The sequence below is a fragment of the Actinomyces sp. Z5 genome, from assembly GCF_003287795.1.
In the GTDB taxonomy this organism is placed as follows: Bacteria; Actinomycetota; Actinomycetes; order Actinomycetales; family Actinomycetaceae; genus Actinomyces; species Actinomyces glycerinitolerans.
Genome location: NZ_QMIN01000109.1, coordinates 76,225 through 94,754, shown reverse-complemented (window position 1 = coordinate 94,754; position 18,530 = coordinate 76,225). Strand labels below are relative to the sequence as shown.

General features: G+C 69.9%; 14 protein-coding genes. 9 read left to right on the top strand and 5 right to left on the bottom strand.

Annotated features, from left to right (window positions below):
- Positions 1 to 68: 68 nt before the first annotated feature.
- The 7 genes from DRB06_RS14585 (at position 69) to DRB06_RS14555 (ending at position 11,738) form a co-directional block, all read left to right on the top strand.
- The gene (locus tag DRB06_RS14585; protein WP_108966915.1) at positions 69 to 2,165 is read left to right on the top strand and encodes an APC family permease; all 2,097 of its coding nucleotides are present in this window, start codon (positions 69 to 71) and stop codon (positions 2,163 to 2,165) included.
- The gene (locus DRB06_RS14580) at positions 2,162 to 3,616 is read left to right on the top strand and encodes a class I SAM-dependent RNA methyltransferase (protein ID WP_111820337.1); all 1,455 of its coding nucleotides are present in this window, start codon (positions 2,162 to 2,164) and stop codon (positions 3,614 to 3,616) included. The genes DRB06_RS14585 and DRB06_RS14580 overlap by 4 nt, the downstream gene beginning before the upstream one ends.
- A 202-nt stretch (positions 3,617 to 3,818) precedes the next feature.
- Positions 3,819 to 6,515, top strand: a complete 2,697-nt coding sequence (gene acnA / locus DRB06_RS14575) for an aconitate hydratase AcnA (RefSeq protein ID WP_111820336.1) — start codon at positions 3,819 to 3,821, stop codon at positions 6,513 to 6,515.
- A gap of 566 nt (positions 6,516 to 7,081) precedes the next feature.
- Complete coding sequence (locus DRB06_RS14570) at positions 7,082 to 7,714, top strand: 2-oxoacid:acceptor oxidoreductase family protein (protein WP_073332590.1); 633 nt, start codon at positions 7,082 to 7,084, stop codon at positions 7,712 to 7,714.
- A complete protein-coding gene (porA, locus tag DRB06_RS14565) occupies positions 7,704 to 8,912 on the top strand; it encodes a pyruvate ferredoxin oxidoreductase (RefSeq protein ID WP_073332587.1) in 1,209 nt (402 codons plus the stop codon). Before DRB06_RS14570 ends, porA begins: the two co-directional genes overlap by 11 nt.
- A complete protein-coding gene (locus DRB06_RS14560; RefSeq protein ID WP_111820335.1) occupies positions 8,909 to 10,036 on the top strand; it encodes a thiamine pyrophosphate-dependent enzyme in 1,128 nt (375 codons plus the stop codon). The genes porA and DRB06_RS14560 overlap by 4 nt, the downstream gene beginning before the upstream one ends.
- A gap of 1 nt (position 10,037) precedes the next feature.
- Complete coding sequence (locus tag DRB06_RS14555) at positions 10,038 to 11,738, top strand: NAD(P)-binding protein (protein ID WP_111820334.1); 1,701 nt, start codon at positions 10,038 to 10,040, stop codon at positions 11,736 to 11,738.
- 51 nt (positions 11,739 to 11,789) lie between these two features.
- On the opposite strand, the gene DRB06_RS14550 is transcribed toward DRB06_RS14555, so the two are convergent.
- Positions 11,790 to 12,380: a YbaK/EbsC family protein gene (locus DRB06_RS14550; protein WP_073332579.1), complete on the bottom strand. Its 591-nt coding sequence runs from the start codon at positions 12,378 to 12,380 to the stop codon at positions 11,790 to 11,792.
- A gap of 237 nt (positions 12,381 to 12,617) precedes the next feature.
- On the opposite strand from DRB06_RS14550, the gene DRB06_RS14545 reads away from it, so the two are divergent.
- Positions 12,618 to 14,075 carry an NAD(P)/FAD-dependent oxidoreductase gene (locus DRB06_RS14545; protein ID WP_108966923.1) on the top strand — a complete coding sequence of 486 codons (1,458 nt, stop codon included), beginning with the start codon at positions 12,618 to 12,620 and terminating at the stop codon, positions 14,073 to 14,075.
- Positions 14,076 to 14,107: 32 nt separating this feature from the next.
- On the opposite strand, the gene DRB06_RS14540 is transcribed toward DRB06_RS14545, so the two are convergent.
- The 3 genes from DRB06_RS14540 to DRB06_RS14530 are packed head-to-tail and all read right to left on the bottom strand — an operon-like array spanning position 14,108 to position 17,252.
- Complete coding sequence (locus DRB06_RS14540; protein ID WP_181575282.1) at positions 14,108 to 14,929, bottom strand: hypothetical protein; 822 nt, start codon at positions 14,927 to 14,929, stop codon at positions 14,108 to 14,110.
- Complete coding sequence (locus DRB06_RS14535; RefSeq protein WP_108966925.1) at positions 14,926 to 15,876, bottom strand: PfkB family carbohydrate kinase; 951 nt, start codon at positions 15,874 to 15,876, stop codon at positions 14,926 to 14,928. Before DRB06_RS14535 ends, DRB06_RS14540 begins: the two co-directional genes overlap by 4 nt.
- On the bottom strand, positions 15,873 to 17,252 hold the full coding sequence (locus tag DRB06_RS14530; protein ID WP_073332569.1) for an MFS transporter: 1,380 nt from the start codon (positions 17,250 to 17,252) through the stop codon (positions 15,873 to 15,875). Before DRB06_RS14530 ends, DRB06_RS14535 begins: the two co-directional genes overlap by 4 nt.
- Before the next feature lie 95 nt (positions 17,253 to 17,347).
- Here DRB06_RS14530 and DRB06_RS14525 point away from each other — a divergent pair, with 95 nt between their 5' ends.
- Positions 17,348 to 17,806, top strand: a complete 459-nt coding sequence (locus DRB06_RS14525; RefSeq protein ID WP_108966927.1) for a tRNA (cytidine(34)-2'-O)-methyltransferase — start codon at positions 17,348 to 17,350, stop codon at positions 17,804 to 17,806.
- 30 nt (positions 17,807 to 17,836) lie between these two features.
- Here DRB06_RS14525 and DRB06_RS14520 read toward each other — a convergent pair whose 3' ends face one another.
- Positions 17,837 to 18,412 (bottom strand): YbhB/YbcL family Raf kinase inhibitor-like protein, encoded by a 576-nt coding sequence (locus DRB06_RS14520; RefSeq protein WP_108966929.1) that lies wholly within the window; start codon positions 18,410 to 18,412, stop codon positions 17,837 to 17,839.
- Between the last annotated feature and the right edge of the window lie 118 nt (positions 18,413 to 18,530).

Here is an 18,530-nt window from a genome sequence, read left to right as displayed (position 1 = left end):
CCGTCGACGTGGGCCCCGGTGGGCGGGAGGCTTGGCCCGGGCGGGAGGCGGACGTAGCATCGTCGTCCGTGCGTGACTTCGCCGACCGCGTCAAGCGGCTTCTCGTCGGTCGTCCGGTGCCCAGCCGGGCCCTGGGGGAGACCCTCCTCCCCAAACGGATCGCCCTACCGGTGTTCGCCTCCGACGCCCTCTCGAGCGTCGGCTACGCCCCCGACGAGATCCTCGTCACCCTGGCGGCGGCGGGCCTGGCCGCTACCGCCCTGTCGCCCTGGATCGCCCTGGCCGTGGTGGGTGTGCTCGTGGTGGTGGTCGCCTCCTACCGGCAGACCGTCCACGCCTACCCCTCCGGCGGTGGTGACTACGAGGTGGTCTCCACCAACCTCGGCCACCGGGCCGGCCTGCTGGTCGCCTCCGCCCTGCTGAGTGACTACGTGCTCACCGTCGCCGTGTCCATCTCCTCCGGCACCGGCTACCTGGTCGCCGCCGTCCCCGCGCTGGCCGCCTACAAGGTGGAGATCGCGGTGGGCATCGTCACCCTGCTGGCTCTGATCAACCTGCGCGGCAGCCGCGAGTCCGGCGGCGCCTTCGCCCTGCCCACCTACCTGTACATGGGGGCGGTCGGGGTCATGGCCGTGGTCGGCTTCATCCAGGAGCTCACCGGCACCCTCGGGCAGGCGCCGTCGGCCGGCTATGAGGTGGTTGCCCAGTCCGGCTGGGACCAGGGCCTGACGGGCCTGGCCGGCGCCTTCCTGATCCTGCGGGCCTTCTCCTCCGGCTGCGCCGCCCTGACCGGTGTTGAGGCCATCTCCAACGGCGTGCCCAGCTTCCGCCGGCCCAAGTCCAAGAACGCCGCCACCACTCTGCTGCTGCTGGGCATCATCGCCGCCGCCATGCTCATGAGCGTGGTGCATCTGGCCGGTGCCGTCGGCGTGCACATGGTGGAGAACCCCGCCACCGAGCTGCTCGACGACGGCGTGCCACTGGGCACGGGCTACCACCAGGATCCGGTGATCGGGCAGATCGCCGCGACCGTGTTCGCCCGCTTCCTGCCCATGTTCTACCTGGTCACCGTGGTCACCGGTCTGATCCTGGTGCTGGCAGCCAACACGGCCTTCAACGGCTTCCCGGTGCTGGCCAGCGTGCTCGGCCGCGACGAGTTCCTGCCCCGCCAACTGTCCCAGCGCGGCGACCGGCTGGCCTACTCCAACGGGATCATCGTCCTGTGGGCCGGCGCCATCGCCTTCATCGTCGGCTTCCAGGCCAACACCAACCGGCTGATCCAGCTGTACATCGTGGGCGTGTTCATCTCCTTCACGCTCTCCCAGATCGGCATGGTGCGCCACTGGAACCGGGAACTGGCCACCGCCACCGACCCCGGCGCCCGCCGGCGCATGCGCCGCTCCCGCATCGTCAACAGCATCGGCGTGGTCGGTACCGGCACCGTGCTGGTGATCGTCCTGCTGACCAAATTCACCCGCGGTGCCTGGATCACGCTGAGCGTCATGGCGGTCCTCTACCTGGTCATGAACGCCATCCGTCGGCACTACCGCCGCGTGGCCGAGGAGATCGCCATCTCCGACCTGCACGACGCGCGCCTGCTGCCGGCACACGTGCACGCCATCGTCCTCGCCTCCCGCCTGCACCGGCCCACCCTGCGCGCCCTGACCTACGCCCTGTCCACCCAACCGACCTCCATCGAGGCCGTCACCGTCGACACCGGTGACGGCGCCGCCGAACGGCTCCTGGGCGACTGGGAGGACGCCGAGCTGCCGGTGCCGCTGACGGTGCTCGACTCCCCGTTCCGGGACATCACCCGCCCCATCATCTCCTACGTGCGCAGCGTGCGGCGTGAATCCCCCCGCGACCTGGTGGTGGTCTTCCTGCCCGAGTATCTGGTACGGCACTGGTGGGAACAGGCCCTGCACAATCAGACGGCGCTGCGCCTGAAGACCGCCCTGCTGTTCACCCCGGGCGTCGTGGTCGCCTCAGTGCCGTGGCAGCTGGGCCTTCCCGGTGAAACTCACATCCGCCACGGCATGCGGTTCGCGACCCCGCGCGGCATCGCGGACGCCGACGAGGCCACCCGCCATGCGCACGCCAACCGGCTGACCACCCTGGAGTCCCCCACCTCGCCCGAACACTCGAAGACGCAGGAGAACGCATGAGCCCCCACCGCCGCAGTGCCCCGCCCCGGCGACCCGCCCCCGCACCCGCCACACCCGAGTACGTCACGCTCGCCGTCGGCGCCCCCGCCCACGGCGGCCACTGCGTCGCCCGTCCCGTGGACGACCCCTCCGGCCGGGTCATCTTCGTCCGCCACGCCCTGCCTGGGGAAACCGTGCGGGCGGTGATAACGGAGAAGAACTCCAAGATTTGGCGGGCCGACGCCGTGGAGGTACTGACCGCCTCCCCCGACCGGGTGCGTCCCCTGTGGCAGGACGCCGGCCCCGGGGGCGTGGGCGGCGGTGAACTGTCCCACGTGGCCCTGCCCGCCCAGCGCACCTGGAAGCGCTGGGTGCTGGCCGACTGCCTGCGCCGCATCGGCGGAGCAGAAGTCGTGGACGCCGTGACCGCCCTGCCCGGCGCCGCGGGGGGAGCCGTATCGGTTGAGCCAATGCCCGGCGACGCGGCGGCCGAAGCGGACCCGAACCCGCGGGTGCGCGAGCGCGCCGGCGCCGGCACCCGCACGCGCGTGTCGCTCGCCGTCACCGACGCCGGCGCGGCCGGCATGCACGCCTTCCGCAGCGGCACCGTCCTGCCCGTGCATTCCCTGCCGTTGGCGGTGCAGGCCATCCAGGACCTCGGACTGACCGAGCGGGCCCTGTGGCGCAAGCACTTCCGCCCCGGCATGCGCATTACCGCCGTCGCCCCCTCGGACGGCGATCCGCTGGTGCTGCTGGAGGACCCGGACGCCCCCGGGCAGGCCCCCACCGTGCTCACCGCCGCCGGCCACTCCACCGGCCGCCGCCGCGTCGGCGAGGCGGTGGACGCCACCGGCCTGGGCCTGGGACGGCTGCACTACTCGGTGCACGCCGACGGCTTCTGGCAGGCACACCGCGAGGCGCCGACCGTACTCGTCGACCGGGTGGTGCGCGCCGCCCTCGCCGAGACCCCGACGGCCGCCGGCACCCGGCCCGGCGACGAACCGCTGGACGCCGCGCGCACGGCCGGCACCCGCGTGCTCGAGCTGTACTCCGGGGCCGGCCTGTTCACCCTGCCGCTGGTAGCCCTGACCGGACAGGTCCACTCCCTGGAGGGCGATGCGCGCGCCGTCGGCGACGCCCGCCGTACCCTGCACGACTACGACGGCGCCCAGCTGTCGGTGGGGCGCGTCACCCCCGCGGCGGTGGCCCAACTGGGCCGCTTCGAGAACGCCGACGGCGCCGACGTCGTCGTACTCGACCCGCCCCGCCGCGGCGCCGGCCGCGAGGTGATCCAGGCCGTCGCCGCCCTGAACCCGAGCCGGGTGGTGCTGGTCGCCTGCGACCCGGCCGCACTGGCCCGCGACCTGGGGACCTTCCTGCGCGCCGGCTACCGGCCGGCCGCGATAAGCGCCCTGGACATGTTCCCCCACACCCACCACTTCGAGACCATCGCGGTGCTGGAACGCGGCTGACCGGTGCGGGCCCCCGCCGCGTGCGGGCGCCGACCGCCGTTTTCGTAAGCCGCGCGTGGCGTATGCGGCGGCGCACGCACGGCGGGGCTCTCCGGGTTGACACCGAATGACGCCGTATCCGCTAACGTGGCCGGCAGACCACCAGCCGCGTGCGGTCCAGCCGCCCCTGCGCGCCCGCGCACCAGGATGAACAGGAACGAACTTGACGAGTCTTGACACCTTCCACTCCCGCGCCACCCTCGACGTGGACGGCCGCCCCTACGAGATCTTCCGGCTCGACGCCGTCGACGGCCTGGACCGCCTGCCCTACGCCCTGAAGGTCCTGGCGGAGAACCTGCTGCGCACCGAGGACGGCGCCAATGTCACCGCCGACCACGTGCGCGCGCTCGCCTCTTGGGACCCCGCGGCCGAGCCGGACACCGAGATTCAGTTCACCCCGGCGCGGGTGATCATGCAGGACTTCACCGGCGTGCCCTGCATCGTCGACCTGGCCACCATGCGCGAGGCCGTGGCCGAGCTGGGCGGCGACCCGGAGGTCATCAACCCGCTGGCCCCCGCGGAGATGGTCATCGACCACTCCGTGCAGATCGACTCCTTCGGCCTGCCCAGCTCCCTGGAGCACAACAAGGAGCGCGAGTACGAGCGCAACGCCGAGCGCTACCAGTTCCTGCGCTGGGGACAGGGCGCCCTGGCGAACTTCCGCGTGGTCCCGCCGGGCACCGGCATCGTCCACCAAGTCAACATCGAGCATTTGGCCCGCACCGTCTTCACCCGCCAGACCGCCGGGGCCGACGGCGCCCCCGTCACCCAGGCCTACCCGGACACCTGCGTGGGCACCGACTCCCACACCACCATGGTCAACGGCCTGGGCGTGCTCGGCTGGGGCGTGGGCGGCATCGAGGCGGAGGCCGCCATGCTCGGCCAGCCCGTGTCCATGCTGATCCCGCGCGTGGTCGGCTTCAAACTCTCTGGCGCCATTCCCGCCGGGGCCACCGCCACGGACGTGGTGCTCACCATCACCCAGATGCTGCGCGCACACGGCGTGGTCGGCAAGATCGTGGAGTTCTACGGCGAGGGCGTGGCCGCGGTGCCGCTGGCCAACCGCGCCACCATCGGCAACATGAGCCCCGAGTTCGGCTCCACCGCCGCCATCTTCCCCATCGACGACGTCACCCTGGACTACCTGCGCCTGACCGGCCGCTCCGAGGAGAACATCCGCCTGGTGGAGGAGTACACCAAGGCGCAGGGCCTGTGGCACGACCCGTCCCGACAGGCCGTCTACTCCGAGTACCTGGAGCTGGACCTGTCCACCGTGGTGCCCTCCATCGCCGGCCCCAAGCGGCCGCAGGACCGCATCGAGCTGTCCGACTCGAAGGCCGCCTTCGAGAAGACCCTGCCGACGTATGCCGCCGAGCCCCACAAGCCCACGCCGGTCGCGCTCGCGGACGGCACGCAGGTCACCCTCGACCACGGCCACGTCGCCATCGCCTCGATCACCTCCTGCACCAACACCTCCAACCCGTCGGTGATGGTTGCGGCCGGGCTGCTGGCCCGCAACGCCGTTGCCAAGGGACTGCGCTCCAAGCCGTGGGTGAAGACCTCCACCGCCCCCGGCTCCCAGGTGGTCACCGACTACTACGAGAAGGCCGGGCTGTGGCCCGCCCTGAACGAGCTCGGCTTCAACCTGGTCGGCTACGGCTGCGCCACCTGCATCGGCAACTCCGGGCCGCTGCCCGCCGAGGTGTCGGCCGCGGTGAATGATGCCGACCTCACCGTCGTGTCGGTGCTGTCCGGCAACCGCAACTTCGAGGGGCGCATCAACCCCGACGTGAAGATTAACTACCTGGCGTCCCCGCCGCTGGTGATCGCCTACGCCCTGGCCGGCACCATGGACTTCGACTTCGCCACCGAGCCGCTGGGCCAGGACGGCGAGGGCCGGGACGTGTTCCTCGCCGACATCTGGCCCGACCCCACCGAGGTGCAGGCCGTCATCGACGCCACCATCGACCGGGAGATGTACACGCGCGACTACGCCGACGTCTTCGCCGGCGATGCGCGCTGGCAGGGCCTGGACACCCCGGAGGGGGAGACCTTCACCTGGGACGAGGACTCCACCTACGTGCGCAAGGCCCCCTTCTTCGACGGCCTGACCATGGAGCTGACCCCCGTGGAGGACGTGACCGGAGCCCGCGTGCTCGCCCTGCTGGGCGACTCGGTCACCACCGACCACATCTCCCCGGCAGGCGCCATCAAGGCCGACTCCCCGGCGGGCCGCTACCTGGCCGCCCGTGGGGTGGCGAGAGCGGACTTCAACTCCTACGGTTCGCGCCGCGGCAACCACGAGGTCATGATCCGCGGCACCTTCGCCAACATCCGCCTGCGCAACCAGCTGCTCGACGGCGTGGAGGGCGGATACACCCGCAACTTCCTCACCGGCCAGACCGAGTCGATCTTCGACGCCTCCCAGGCCTACCAGGCCGCGGGCGTGCCGCTGGTGGTGCTGGGCGGTAAGGAGTACGGCTCCGGCTCCTCGCGCGACTGGGCGGCCAAGGGCACGGCCCTGCTGGGGGTCAAGGCGGTCATCGCCGAGTCCTTCGAGCGTATTCACCGCTCCAACCTGATCGGCATGGGCGTGGCGCCGCTGCAGTTCCCCGTCGGCCAGTCGGCGGCCTCACTGGGCCTGGACGGCACCGAGACCTTCTCCATCACCGGGCTGACCGCCCTCAACGACGGCGTCACCCCCCGCACGGTCACGGTCACCGCCCGGCGGGACGACGGCGAGCAGGTCACGTTCGAGGCGACCGTACGCATCGACACTCCCGGGGAGGCGGACTACTTCCGCAACGGCGGGATTCTGCAGTACGTGCTGCGCGGGCTGGCCCGCGGCGAGCAGCGGTAGCGAGCCTTCGCGCGGAGGCCTGCGGGTGGAGGTGACCCTGGACGGCCCCGTGCGTGAGCTCGGTTCGCCGGGCGCGGGGCGCGACCTCGCACTCGGAAATTACGGAAAGGCTAAGTTGCCTTTTTGGTGCGGTCACGCGGCTTTTGCGGCGGGTCCCCCGCCCGTGGTTTGCGCGAGTCGGGGGAGCTGAACGCAGACGTTTCCGGCTGTGGCGACTCGGCCCGAATGCAGCCTCGCAGGTGCGGTCCGCCGCGTCTGTTCAGGCCGCGCACGGGCCGCCGGGCCGGACTGCATGGAGTCTCGGAACAGGCTGGAAGAATGGCGAAATTGCGCGGCCGCGGCCGTGGCCGCGGTGGGTGCGCCGCGCGCGTCGGGACCGTGGCGACGGCGTGCGCGGGCCCGGGCGAGGGGCGGCTGCGCAGCTCCGCTCAACGCTCCTAATTGTGCGGACAAATCCGCGTTCCGGTGGATCGCCGTATATGAGCGCGCTCACGAATCCGACACGGCGTCCTAAAGTCGGATCTGAGCGAACGCGGCGCCGAACAGGCACCGGGCAAGGAGGCCAAATGTTCCAGATCCGTATCCACGGTCGGGGTGGCCAAGGGGTAGTCACTGCGTCCGACCTGTTGGCGTATGCAGCCTTCAAGGAGGACCGCTACGCCCAGGCTTTCCCGTCCTTCGGCTCTGAGCGCACGGGAGCGCCGGTGGTTTCCTACTGCCGGATCGACACCCGCCCGATCCGCGCCCACGAGCCCGTCCTCACCCCGGATGCCGTCATCATCCAAGATCCCACCCTGTTGGGTGCCATCGATGTCTTCGCCGGTCTGCGCCCGGGGGGCTATGCGCTCATCAACTCCGCCAAGCCCTTTGACAGCTTTGACCTGGACCCGGCCACGGTGGCCGCCGTTCCCCCGGAGCACCGCCTGACCGTGCCGGCCACGGACCTGGCCATGGAGCACCTGGGACGGCCCCTGCCCAACGCCGTCCTGCTCGGGGCATTCACCGCCGTAACCGACGTACTCGGCATCGAGGCCGTGTGCGCCGCCATTGCAGACCGCTTCCCGGGAAAGGTCGGTGAGCGAAACATTGCCGCCGCCCGGGCCGCCCACAAGATCGTTGCGGACAAGCTCGCCGGCAACGTCTCCGAGTCCCAGACCGGGACCAACCACGATCAGGAGGAGGACGCCGGTGCTGCGTGAGATTGAGGGATCGAAGGCGGTGGCGGCAGCCGTCGCCACCTGCCGTCCGGATGTGGTGTGCGCCTACCCCATCTCGCCCCAGACGCACATCGTTGAGGAGCTATCGCGGCTGGTCAAGGTGGGTGAGTTGGACTGCGAGTACATCAACGTCGAGTCCGAGTTCGCCGCCCAGTCCGTTGCCATCGGCGCCAGCGCCGTGGGTGCCCGCGCCTACACGGCCACCGCCTCCCAGGGCCTGCTGTACATGGTGGAGGCGGTTTACAACGCCTCCGGCCTGGGGCTGCCCATCGTCATGACCGTGGCGAACCGGGCCATCGGCGGTCCCATCAACATTTGGAACGATCAGTCCGACACCATGAGTCAGCGCGAGAGCGGCTGGCTGCAGCTCTTCGCCGCGGACAACCAGGAGGCCGCCGACCTGCACGTTCAGGCCTTCCGCATTGCCGAGGAGTTGAGCCTGCCGGTCATGGTCTGCATGGACGGCTTCGTCCTCACCCACGCCGTCGAACGCGTGGACGTTCCCGAGCAGGAGCAGGTGGACGCCTTCCTGCCCCCGTTCCAGCCCGTCCAGACGCTCGACCCGGAGGATCCCGTCACCATCGGCGCCATGGTGGGGCCCGAGGCCTTCACCGAGGTCCGCTACCTGGCGCACCGCAAGCAGCAGGCGGCCGTTGAGGTGGTTGAGCGCGTGGGCCGGGAGTTCGCCGCGGCCTTCGGCAGGCAGTCCGGTGGCCTCCTGCACACCTATCGCACCGAGGGAGCCGAAACCGTGGTGGTGGCCCTGGGCTCGGTCACCGGTACGCTCAAGGACGCCGTCGACGCCCTGCGGGACGACGGCGTGCCGGTGGGCCTGGTGACACTGACCTCCTTCCGGCCCTTCCCGGAGGCCGCCATGGCGCGCGCGCTGGCCGGGGCCAAGCGGGTGGTGAGCCTGGAGCGCGCCTTCTCCCTGGGACGCGGCGGCATCGTCGAGGAGGACCTGCGCCGCGTCCTTTGGAACCGCGCCGGCGAGGTCACCCTGACCACGGTCGCCGCGGGCCTGGGAGGCCGCGACATCACCTCGGCCTCCCTGGTGGAGGTGCTGCGCCGCGCCGACCGCGGCGAGCTCGCCCCACTGGAGTTCTTGGACCTGGATGAAGCCACCGTTGCCGCCCACCTGGCGGCCGTCGGCCCCCGCACGGAAGGAGCAGCATCATGACGACGTCGACCACCGCCACCACCGCACCACAGCAGTCGGGCGGACGAACCCGTTTCTACCAGGTCGGCTCCTTCGCCGTCGGCAACCGGCTCCTGCCGGAGGTCCGTTCCCTCCAGTCCAGCCGGGAGCGGAACAACACGCTCACCTCCGGGCACCGCGCCTGCCAGGGCTGTGGGGAGGCGCTGGGAGCCCGCTACGTGCTCGACGCCGCCACGGCGGCGGCCGAGCGGGCCGGAGGCAGCCTGGTCACCGTCAACGCCACCGGCTGCCTGGAGGTCTTCTCCTCGCCCTATCCCGAGTCCGCCTGGCGCCTGCCCTGGCTGCACTCCCTGTTCGGCAACGCACCCGCCGTGGCCACCGGCGTGGCCGCGGGGCTGAGGGCCAAGGGACGCGACGACATCCGCGTGGTCGCCCAGGGCGGCGACGGCGGCACCGTCGACATCGGCTTCGGCTGCCTTTCCGGCATGTTCGAGCGCGGCGACGACGTCCTGTACATCTGCTACGACAACGAGGCCTACATGAACACCGGGGTCCAGCGCTCGGGCGCCACCCCGCCGGCTGCCCGTACCGCCACCACGCAGGCGGTGGGGGACGCCCCGGGCAACGTGTTCGGCCAGGGCAAGGACGTGCCCCGCATCGCCATGGCCCATGAAATCCCCTACGTGGCCACGGCCACCGTCGCGGACCTGCACGATCTGGAACGCAAGGTCACCTACGCGATGGGCCTGCACGGTCCGCGCTACATCCACGTGCTGGTGCCCTGCCCCCTGGGTTGGGGGGCGAAGTCCTCTCACACCGTGCGCATCGCCCGACTGGCCGTGGAGTCGGGGCTCTTCCCGGTCTTCGAGGCCGAGCACGGCGAGGTCACCGGGGTCAGTCCCATCCGCCGCCAGGTGCCGGTGGAGGACTACCTGGTGCTCCAGCGCCGCTTCGCGCACCTGTTCCGCCCCACCAAGGATGAGCAGACGATCGGCCGTCTCCAGGCCCTCGCCGACCGCAACATTCGTCGCTACGGCCTGCTGGGGCATCCCGACGCGGTACCCGTCCTGAACGACGAGGCCACCGGCGCCACCTCCACCCTGGGGGCACGCGCGGACCTCAACGACGCCCCCAAGGAGGACTGACATGACCACTATTTCTGCTCCTGAAGCCGCGCCCGCCGGGGGCGGCGCCGGGAAGGTACGTCCCTTCGCCGTCACCCTGGCCACGGCCTCCTCCCTGGCGAACAAGACCGGCGCCTGGAGGGTGGAGCGCCCGGTTTACCGCGACTTCCTCCCGCCCTGCAACGACGCCTGCCCCGCCGGGGAGAACATTCAGAAATGGCTCTATGACGCCGAGGACGGCTCCTACGAGCGGGCCTGGCGCACACTCATGCGCGACAACCCGCTGCCCGCCGTCATGGGCCGCGTCTGCTACCACCCCTGCCAGACCGCCTGCAACCGCGGCAAGGTGGATGAGGCCGTCGGCATTAACGCCGTCGAGCGGTTCCTGGGCGACGAGGCGCTGCGTCAGGGGTGGCAGCCCGACCCGTGCGCGCCGGATACCGGTAAGCACGTGCTGGTGGTCGGGGCCGGCCCGGCCGGGCTCAGCGCCGCCTACCAGCTGCGCCGGCGCGGCCACGCCGTCACCGTCCGCGACGCCGCCCCCAAGGCGGGCGGGATGATGCGGTATGGCATCCCCGCCTACCGTCTTCCTCGCGACGTGCTCGACGCCGAGATCGCCCGCATCGAGGGCATGGGGGTCCACTTCGTCCTGAACAGCAAGGTCGACAACATCACCTCCGAACTGGACTCCGGCGAGTTCGACGCCGTGTTCTTGGCCATCGGTGCTCAGGTCGGGCGGCGCACCTACATTCCGGCCGGTGAGGCCGCCCGCATCCTCGACGCCGTCACCCTGCTCAAGGACGTGGAGGACGACCGCGAGGCCGGCGACGACGCCGCCGACCAGCTCATGCTGGGGCGGCGCGTGGTGGTTTACGGCGGCGGCAATACGGCCCTCGACGCCGCCCGCACCGCCAAGCGCCTGGGCGCCGAGGAGGCGATCATCGTCTATCGGCGCACCCGCGACCGCATGCCCGCCCACGACTCCGAAGTGGTTGAGGCCCTGGAAGAGGGCATCCAGATGCGGTGGCTGTCCACCGTCCAGCACGCCGACGCCGGCAAGCTGCGCATCGAGAAGATGGAGTTGGACGAGACCGGCTTCCCCCAGCCCACCGGTCAGTTCGAGGACCTGGAGGCCGACTCCCTGGTCCTCGCCCTGGGACAGGAATCCGACCTGGGCCTGGTCGACGGGGTGGAGGGCTTGACGATCGAGGACGGCGTGGTGCAGGTCGATGACCAGTTCATGACCGGCCACCCGGGACTGTTCGCCGGCGGTGACATGGTGCCCTCCCAGCGCACCGTCACGGTCGGCATCGGACATGGCAAGCAGGCCGCCCGCGCCATTGACGCCTACCTGCGCGGCGAGGTCTACCAGCACCCGGAGCGCCATCGGCTGGCCGACATCGGCGCCATCAACTCCTGGTACTACTCCGACGCGCCCCAGCAGGTGCGCGAGCGCCTGGAAGGGGCCCGCCGCTCCCAGACCTTTGACGAGGTGGTCCAGGGACTCAGCGCGGATGACGCCCTGTTCGAGGCGCGGCGCTGCATGAGCTGCGGCAACTGCTTCGAGTGCGACAACTGCTTCGGGGTGTGCCCGGACAACGCCGTGATCAAGCTGGAGCCCGGCAAGCGCTACGCCTTCAACTACGACTACTGCAAGGGCTGCGGTATCTGCGTGGAGGAGTGCCCCTGCGGCGCTATCGAGATGGTGCCGGAGATGAGTTGACGGCAGCCCGACGCGGCGGTGCGGGCATACCGCGCCCGCGCCGCCGCGGGGTTAGGCGGGCGTGACGCCCAGGTTCTCGATCACCTCGGCGCCGGGCAGGGCGGCCAGCAGGGCCCCGGGCACCAGCAGCTTGGAGTGGCGCACGCCGGAGCCGATGAGCATCGTGTCGCGCGCGGCCACCTGCGCGTCGATCAGCAGCCGCCAATCGGCGGGCAGGCCGACCGGGGTGATGCCGCCGTAGGCCATGCCGCTCATCTCCACGGCCTGCTCCATGGGCAGGAAGGACGCCTTGCGCACGTCGATGAGTTGCTTGACCAGGTGATTGACGTCGGCGAAGTCGGTGGCCCGCACCACGCAGGCCGCCAGGCGCCGCTCGCCGGTGCGCTTGCCCGCCACCAGTACGCAGTTGCCGGTGGCCTCGGGGTTCAGCGAGTACTCGGCGTTCAGCGCGTCCGTGTCGGACAGGGCGGGGTCGATCTCCACCACCTGCGCCGCAGCAGCCAGGTCATGCCCCTCCGTGGTGTCTGCGAGGGCGTGTAGCGCTGCGGCGACGGGCGGGGCGAGCAGGTCCGTGCGCTCCAGGGCGGGCTGCCAGCCGAGCGTCTCGGCGAAGACATCGGCGGGTTCACGCAGTTCGGTCATACGGCACAACCTCTCAATTCCGGGCGGCGGGAGGAGTCCTTGCCGGAGGGGAGCTCCGCAGGGAGTCTACGGCGCAGTTGCCCCACGGTGGTGACCAACAGTGGGAATGAACCGTGCCATGTGCGGCGTTGCCACCTGCGACAGCAACCGATCGAGGCGCGCGCCTCACGAACACCGCCGCGGACCGGAGGCCCGAGTGGGCATGGGACCGGCCACGGGAAGACCGAGGAGAAGTACATGGGCGACACCACCGCCGTCACCGCATCCCCACAGGTCCAGGAGGTCGATCTACTCGTCGTCGGAGGGGGTAAGGCAGGTAAGTCACTGGCCATGCTGCGTGCCCGCAAGGGCGATACCGTAGTCATGGTTGAGCGCGACAAGGTCGGCGGCACCTGCATCAACGTCGCCTGCATCCCCACCAAGACCCTGATCTCCTCCGCGCGTGTTCTGCACCAGGTCCAGGGTGCGGCCGCCTACGGCGTGTCCCTGCCCGAACTGGGTGCCGACGACTCCAGCTCTCGCGACGACACCGCGCTGCTGACCCGCGCCCGCATCGACCTGGTCGCGCTGCGCCGCCGCAAGGAGAGCGTTGTCGGCGGCATGGTTGCGGCCCACGAGACCATGTTCGCCGACTCCGGGATGGACTTCGTGCGCGGCACCGCGCGCTTCGTGGCCCCGCGCACCGTGGAGATCGCCACCGCCGACGGCGCCGTGCGCCGGGTGCGCGGCAGCCGTGTCCTGATCAACACCGGCACCACCCCGGCCATCCCCAACATTCCGGGCCTGGCCGACACCCCCTACTGGACCAGCGAGGACCTGCTCACGCTGCCCGAGCTGCCCGGGCACCTGCTCATCCTCGGCGGTGGGGTCATCGGCGTGGAGATGGCCTCCCTGATGGGAATGCTGGGTGTGCCCGTCACGCTGCTCCACTCCGGGGAGCACGTGCTGAACCGGGAGGACGACGACGTCGCCGCCGAGGTCACCGCCGGCCTGGAGGCGCTCGGCGTGGAGGTCCTCACCGGCGCCCGCGTGAGCGCCGTGCGTTCCTCCGCCCGCTCCGGGCCGGTGGTGGTGCGCACCGAGGACGGCCGCGAGGCCACCGGATCCCACCTGCTCGTCGCCCTGGGACGGACCCCGGTCACGGCCGGGCTGGGCCTGGAGGCGGCCGGGGTAGAACTGACCGAGCGGGGCTTCGTGCGCGTCGACGACCACCTGCGCACCACCGCCGACGGCGTCTATGCGGCCGGAGACGTGGCCGGCACGCCCATGTTCACCCACGCCTCCTGGAACGACTTCCGGGTGCTGCGGGACCTGCTGGACGACCGCGAGGCCTCCACCGCCGGGCGGGTCATCCCCTGGACCGTGTTCGCCACCCCGGAGCTCGGGCACGTGGGCCTCACCGAGGCCCAGGCGCGGGCGGCCGGGCACAACGTGCGCGTCGCCAAGACCCCCACCGCCGCCGTTCCCCGCGCCAAGACGCTGGGCGCCACCGCCGGCTTCTACAAGGTGATCGTCGACGCCGACACCGACCGGATCCTCGGCGCCGCCATCATCGGTGAGAGCGCCGGAGAGGTCATCACCGCCGTCCAGGTGGCCATGCTCGCCGGCATGCCCTGGCAGCAGTTGCGCGACGCCCCCATCTCCCACCCGACCATGGGGGAGGGGCTCAACATCGTCCTCGACTCACTGGGCTGAGCCGCGTCTTGCGGCCGGACGCCGCGGCGGCGTCAGGACCGGAGGGCGCTTACGCCCCAGGCGGCATCAACCAGTTCGGAGTCGACGAAGTCGAAGATGAGTACGCCGCGCCCATGCGCCTGCCGCAGCAGCCGCAGCACCTGCGGATTGGTGCGCTGCGCATAGGCGATCGGCGTGCCCAGTCGTCCGTTGGTGGCACTGACATGGTTGAGCAGCAGGCAGTCGTCGTCGCCGCGGTGAGTGTAGAGCCGCTCAATCTGGGAGAGCTTCGCCGCGGGTTCGGGACCGTCCCAGTCGTCTTGCAGCAGGATGCGTCGATTGTCGTGCCAGGGCACGGCCCAGGGCCGATCCCCGACAGCCGTCAGGCCGAATTGTGCCGGTGCGCATTCGAAGGCGACCACCTTCCCGCGAATGCTCCCCAGGGCAGGCCAGACGGTGCCCCCGCCCGCTTGCTCCGGAGTCCAGAACAGGTCTCGATTCTTGGCGATGAGGGTCATCAGTGCGTTCCCATACGCCTCGAAGTCGTCTTTCGCCTCATTGGCGTTCTGTATCCGCGCGAGGAAGAAGTCCCGGGGGTGGGCGGTAAGGTGTTCACGTAGGGTCTGCAGGATGGACTCGGCGGAGATGTCACTGATCCATTCACGGTGGGCCGCAACCATGGTGCGCCGTAGCCGCAGGTCCAAGTACCGAACGCCGCAACCGATCTGCTCGGCCAGACCGAGATCCTGGGTGCGGTAGTAGGGATGCGTGCACGCACTCGTCATCGTGTCGTGCGTGCCGGGAATTGTCAGCGCGCACAGGGGAGTGTCGTCGGGCAGGTCGGAAATGAACTCGGCCGGGTCCGCGGTGGTCAACGGTTGCCTCCATCGTGGTGAGCCATGTCGGCCAGGTCGGCATAGAAACGCCTCAGATATGCCTCGATGTCGCCTCGGCCGCAGACCAGCGGGCCGGGAGTCTCCATCTTTAGGGACACCGTCGCGCATGCGGTGAGCAGGGATTGATCCACGTCGTGTCCGATGCGTTCGGTTATGTAGGCGGAGAACACCGTGTCTCCGCGTCCCGTCCGCCCTGCTAGGCTCCTTGGCCGTAGTGGGCACACGTGGAAGCCGGAGTCGTCGAGGATGAGGATCTCGCGCGCGTTGGACACCATGATCTCGTCTGCCCCCTGGTCCTTGAGAGCACGCGCGATGTCGCGCCTGTCGGTGCGGCCGGTGAGGTGCTCGCCCTCGGCGGTATCCACCTTGAGGAAACGGATATGGCTATAGAAATCCGCGCCGTGCTTGAACTCCATGAAGCGCAGCAGGTTTGAGCCCGGTACGCGCTGCCTGATGAAACCCTGCATGTCGACGGCCAGGTCCCCGCGTTGCGACAGCGTCTGGACCAGTTCGGGCGCATAGTCGCCCACCATGAGCCCCGCCAGGTGCTGAATGCGGGCGGAGCAGGCGGGCACGTCGGCCGCACCGATCGCGTCCGCGTAGGAGATGGCCGAAGATGTCCGCCGCTCCTGGTCGGCGGTGGCGTACTCGTTTCGGATCGACGCCGTGTGCGCAGACCCTACGGGAACCACCTGCCGCACGCTCGCCGGGAAGTGCGACAGCAGCCCCCGGTCCGCAGCGGCCACGGTTGCCACCGCCTGGACGCTGTGCCCCAGGGAAGCGGCCGCGGCGGCCGCGCAAATGACCGCCCCACCAACGGCACGGGTGGTCTTCCCAGTGTGATCGACATTAATGTCGACGCAGACGGGACCGATCACCTGGGTGTCGAAGTCCTCCAAGGCGGCGCTGGCGTTGGGCGCGTTCATGCAGCTGCCTTTCTTGCGTCGGCGTCTTGCCGGTTCTTAAGGCGGATCAGCACAGAGGACAGGCAGAAGGCGACCGCCGCGAGCGCCGCCAGCCCGACGAAAGCGGCCCCAAGCGTGCTGGTCGGAGTCAGCTGCTCGGTGATGATGTTGCCGGACGCGTCCGCCTCGGAGGGGACGATCAGCCCGCCGAACACAATCGGCCCGAGCAGGGCGGGAATGTAGCCGAGCGTGATGGCGAACGACATGGCGGCAGAGGACTGCTTTGCGGGCACGTTGAACTCACCGATCGGGGCGTAGTAGACGCCGCGGATCATGAAGCAGCACCCCGAGGCCAGCAGCATCAGGACGATGAGTGCGGGCATGACGCCGGAAGACACGATGTGCGCCGGCGGGTTCCCGGCGGGGAAGCTGGTCACCGACGCGGGATGGGTGAACAGAACGACGGCGATGGCGAGCAGCAGCACGCTGAGGACGGCTGACATGAACCGCATGAAGTGGGACGTGGATTTGAAGACCTTCTCAACCAGAACCGAGGAGACCAGAGGCAGCATGCGCAGGCCGATGACCACGGTGGAGAAGACCGCCGCGACCAGGGCGGAAGACCCGTAACCCGCCTGCAGGAACCGCGCGAAGTAGGTTCCGGCCGCCACAAAGGTGCCGTAGATGCAGAAAACGTTGAGGCCGGCGAGCCAGACGACGGGAAGCTTCGCAACCCTACCGATCCCCTTGATCGCCTCAATGGTGGAGGCGTTGACCTCGTCGTCGTCTCCCACGCGCGTGCCCTTGGGGGCGGCCCAGAAGACCAGGATGGCGGTGGCCAGGACGATTACCGATCCGGTCAGCATGATGCCGCGCGCGCCCACTCCGGCGGCAATGAGCGCCGTCCACAGCAGCGAGACGAGGAACGCGAGCAGACCGCGGCCGAACTCGAAGAACCCGAATGCGGCCCCTTGGTGATCCTCGGAGGTGGAGGTCCGCACCGCCTTGAAGTTGGCGGGTTTGAAGAGCACCTCGCTGAGCAGCAGCATCAGGAAGAAGCACGCCAGCAGGGTGGGGAATGACAGGTTGGGGGAGAACACGGAGATGAACAGCGAGATCGCGCCGACTCCGAGCGTGGTCAGCACCATGATGGTGCGGACGCTGAACCGGTCACCGATCCATCCCAGGAGAATCGTGCCCAGGATGATGACGAGGCCCTGCATGGAGTACAGCTGCCCGGCCTGCGCGTCGGTAACCCCCATGGCGATCGGGAAATCCTTCGGCAGGGTATTGCGGATGTCCCAGAACGCATACAGTAATTGCGCATTGAGGGTTATGAACAACAGTTGGACGAATGTCCTCGGGGCGAACCCGAAGGATTGCAGCAGCTTCTTCAATGATGGTCCTTCTTGTGAACGGTATTCCTCAGCGGGCGTGCGCGGCACCGCACTGAGCGCTAGGGCGCGGCCGTCGCTGTGGCAGGATATCCCGCGTGCTGCACGTCGTCTTCTTTGAACCGCGCATCCCGGGTAACTCCGGCGCCGCTATTCGACTAAGCGCCAACACCGGGGCGACGCTCCACCTGGTGGATCCCCTATTCGACATGGATGACGCCAAACTGCGCCGCGCCGGCCTGGACTACCACGACCTGGCCCGCACCCGCGTGCACGCCACCTGGGAGGAGTGCCTGGAGCAGGTGCCCGGACGCATCTTCGCCTTCACCGCCCGCACCGCCACCCTTTACACCGAGATCACCTGGCATGAGGACGACGCGCTGCTCTTCGGCCCCGAACCCACCGGCCTGCCCGAAGCGGTGATGAGTCATCCGCGCGTCACCGGACGGGTACGCATTCCCATGCTCCCCGGAAGCCGTTCGCTCAACCTGGCCAACTCCGCCGCCGTCGGCCTGTATGAGGCGTGGCGAAGCCTCGGTTTCCCCGGCGCCGCGTAAGCGCGCCGCGTGGGGCGTCCCCGACCGGCCTTAGCGGGCTTCCTGAAGGAACGGGGCGGCGCCGGGCTCGCCGGGCTGGGAGTAGGTGACGGTCAGCAGGGCCCGGGCGATGGCATGGAAGGAGCACTGCGCCGCCACCGTCGTCGGGGAGGCGTCGTCGTCCAGGCCGAGGGTGTCCACGTCCAGGGCGTGCACGGCGAAGATGTAGCGGTGGTCGCCGTCGCCCGCCGGCGGGTAGGGGCCGGACCAGGCGTGCGTGCCCGAGTCGTTGACGGCGTGGAAGGCGGCGCCGTCCAGTTGAAGATCGGACTCGCCCACGCCCTGCGGCAGTGAGGTGACCGACGCGTCCAGGTCCTGGATCGTCCAGTGCCACCAGCCGGCCGGAGAGGGGGCGTCGGGGTCGAAGCAGGAGACCACGAAGGAGCGGGTGGTGGCCGGGAAACCCGACCAGTGCAGCTCGGGGGAGATGTTCTCGTGCACGGCGGTGAACCGGTCGGGCATGCGCTCGCCGTCGACCAGGTCGGCGGAGGCCAGCGTGAATGCGGGAACGGCCGGAAGCAAGTCGTAGGGGAAGGGCGGACGGGGACGTGTCAGATCTGCGGGCATGGCGGACCTCCTTGAAAATCGGACGGCCGTCGGCGGGCTGGCCGGGGCCGTTTCAACCACTGTAGACGCGCCCCCGCGGCGATTCGTGTCAGAGGCCGGCGCTACCCTTGCAAGCAGA

What these genes read in the sequence shown, in the direction of transcription:
- DRB06_RS14555 (WP_111820334.1), top strand. Translation starts at nt 10,038, where the DNA reads ATGACCACTATTTCTGCTCCTGAAGCCGCGCCCGCCGGGGGCGGCGCC.
- DRB06_RS14570 (WP_073332590.1), top strand. Translation starts at nt 7,082, where the DNA reads ATGTTCCAGATCCGTATCCACGGTCGGGGTGGCCAAGGGGTAGTCACT.
- DRB06_RS14535 (WP_108966925.1), bottom strand. Translation starts at nt 15,876, where the DNA reads ATGAACGCGCCCAACGCCAGCGCCGCCTTGGAGGACTTCGACACCCAG.
- DRB06_RS14560 (WP_111820335.1), top strand. Translation starts at nt 8,909, where the DNA reads ATGACGACGTCGACCACCGCCACCACCGCACCACAGCAGTCGGGCGGA.
- DRB06_RS14580 (WP_111820337.1), top strand. Translation starts at nt 2,162, where the DNA reads ATGAGCCCCCACCGCCGCAGTGCCCCGCCCCGGCGACCCGCCCCCGCA.
- DRB06_RS14520 (WP_108966929.1), bottom strand. Translation starts at nt 18,412, where the DNA reads ATGCCCGCAGATCTGACACGTCCCCGTCCGCCCTTCCCCTACGACTTG.
- DRB06_RS14545 (WP_108966923.1), top strand. Translation starts at nt 12,618, where the DNA reads ATGGGCGACACCACCGCCGTCACCGCATCCCCACAGGTCCAGGAGGTC.
- DRB06_RS14550 (WP_073332579.1), bottom strand. Translation starts at nt 12,380, where the DNA reads ATGACCGAACTGCGTGAACCCGCCGATGTCTTCGCCGAGACGCTCGGC.